The 2,006-nt window shown below is 65.4% G+C and carries 2 protein-coding genes; both read right to left on the reverse strand.

Annotated features, from left to right (window positions below):
• On the reverse strand, nt 1-707 hold a 707-nt coding region (locus tag WEB61_RS12085; RefSeq protein WP_368064585.1), incomplete at its 3' end, for an AAA family ATPase.
• Between the two features lie 98 nt (nt 708-805).
• Nucleotides 806-1,825 (reverse strand): NADP-dependent oxidoreductase, encoded by a 1,020-nt coding sequence (locus tag WEB61_RS12090; protein WP_368064586.1) that lies wholly within the window; start codon nt 1,823-1,825, stop codon nt 806-808.
• Between the last annotated feature and the right edge of the window lie 181 nt (nt 1,826-2,006).

Here is a 2,006-nt window from a genome sequence, read left to right on the forward strand (position 1 = left end):
GGCCAGCCATCGGTCGCCGCCTGATACTTGTCGACTTCCTCTTCGGAGATTTCGCGGAACTCGCGGAAGAACTCGGCCGTTTCGCCGGCGCGAAAACGCAAGCCCTCGACATTGACCACCACCGCCTGTTCGCGAAGCTGCAGGCGCGGCAGATTGATCGAGGGGATGACGCGGGTGCCGATGCAAAGCTGCGCGCCCTTGGGGAGGACGCGCACCAGCTGGGCAATGACGGCCTCCATGCCGGGATGGGAGGCCTGCTCGAAATTGTCGACCACCATCACGATGCCGGATTTGATCGCGCGCAGGCAGCGCAGGAAATCCTGGATCGAGGCCGAGGATCCTTCGGGCAGCGGGACGGCGGCATCTTCCTCGCGGCGCGCATTGGCGACCGCCTCGCAGAGCAGGCGCAGGAAACGCGAGGGATCCGAATAATGCGATTCGAGATGCAGCCAGGCGATGCGGATGCCCTGTGCTTCGCGATGGGCGCAATATTGCCGTAGCAGGGTCGTCTTGCCGAAGCCGGCCGGCGCCTGGGCCACGATGAGGCGGACTTCGGCGTGATTTTTCAGCCGATCAAGCTGCTGCTTGCGGAGTACCAGATTGTTCGATGCGGGCTGGCCGGCCAGCGCGCCGGCAAAACCCGTCGCCCGTGCCCTGCCACCGGCGGCACGCGCCGCCGTCGCTCCCGGTTCCACTGTCGCGGTCATTGGCACCCCTCCTCCAAGGGCAGGAAACCTTCACGTTTCCATCGGGCCCCAAAAATGCAGGGCCGGGCCTTCCGTCTCTCTCCCCGTTCGCACGACCGTCAGGCGGCGCCGGCGCCGATGCGAACCATCAGTTTTCCGTTGTTGCCGCCGGTGTAGAGCAGTTTCAGCGCGTCGGATGCGTTTTCCAGACCGTCGACCACATGCAGGCGGTATTTCAGCCGGCCGTTGCGCATCCATTCGATCAGCTGCGCGTGATATTCGGCGAAATGCGCCGCGTAATCGAGAATGACGAAGCCCTGGATGATGAGGCGCTTCATGATCACGTTGCGGAACATGTAGGGGCCCGGCACCGGACCCGAGGCGTTGTAGGTCGAGATCAGACCGCAAATGACGACGCGGCCGCCTTCGTTCATCAAGGTCAGGCCGGCATCGAGCTGGTCGCCGCCGACATTCTCGAAGTGAACGTCGATGCCGCGGGGCGCCTCGCGCTTCAGCGCCTCGAGCAGATTTTCCTTGCGGTAGTTGATGGCCGCGTCGAAGCCAAGCTCCTGCGTCAGCCATCGGCATTTTTCATCCGAGCCGGCGACGCCGACGGCGCGGCAGCCATGCAGCTTCGCGATCTGGCCGACCAGTGCGCCGACGGCGCCCGCGGCGGCCGTGACGACGACCGTGTCGCCCGGCTTCGGCTTGCCGATTTCGAAGAGGCCGACATAGGCCGTCGGGCCGGCGACCGCCAGAATGCCGAAGGCGTCGGCGAGCGGCACGCCTTCCGGCCGCGGGAAGGGCGCCCAGCCCGCGCCGTCGGTGACGAACCAGTCGGACCAGGTGCCGAGGCCCGTGATCAGCGTGCCTTCGGGCAGCGCCGGATTGCGCGACTGCACGACCTCGCCAAGGATGAAACCCAGCATGCGCGCGCCGACGGGCAGCGGCTCCATGTAGGTTTCCCAATCGCTCAGCCAGACGCGGTTGGTGGCATCAAGCGACATGTAGAGGCTGCGGACCAGCACCTCGCCCTCGGCAGGCGCGGGGATCGGCTCTTCGCGCAGGACCAGCGTGTCGGCCTCGATGAGGTCGGTCGGGCGCTTGTTGAAATACCAGTGACGCGCGTTTTGCGGCACCCGACCCTCCCAGGATGGTGCGGGATTCGCGGGTTTTTTCCCGCGAATCCAGTTGCTTACCGTTTTCAGCACCGCTGCCCCCCTTTATGGCCTCCCCCGAGGCGCTTTTCCTTGTGGGGATGCTGAAGCAGATTGCCTGTCCCATACCCACCCGAAAGGGTGGGTGGGGAAGGATGGCACA

This window comes from Parvibaculum sp. (genome assembly GCF_040882025.1).
GTDB lineage: Bacteria > Pseudomonadota > Alphaproteobacteria > Parvibaculales > Parvibaculaceae > Parvibaculum.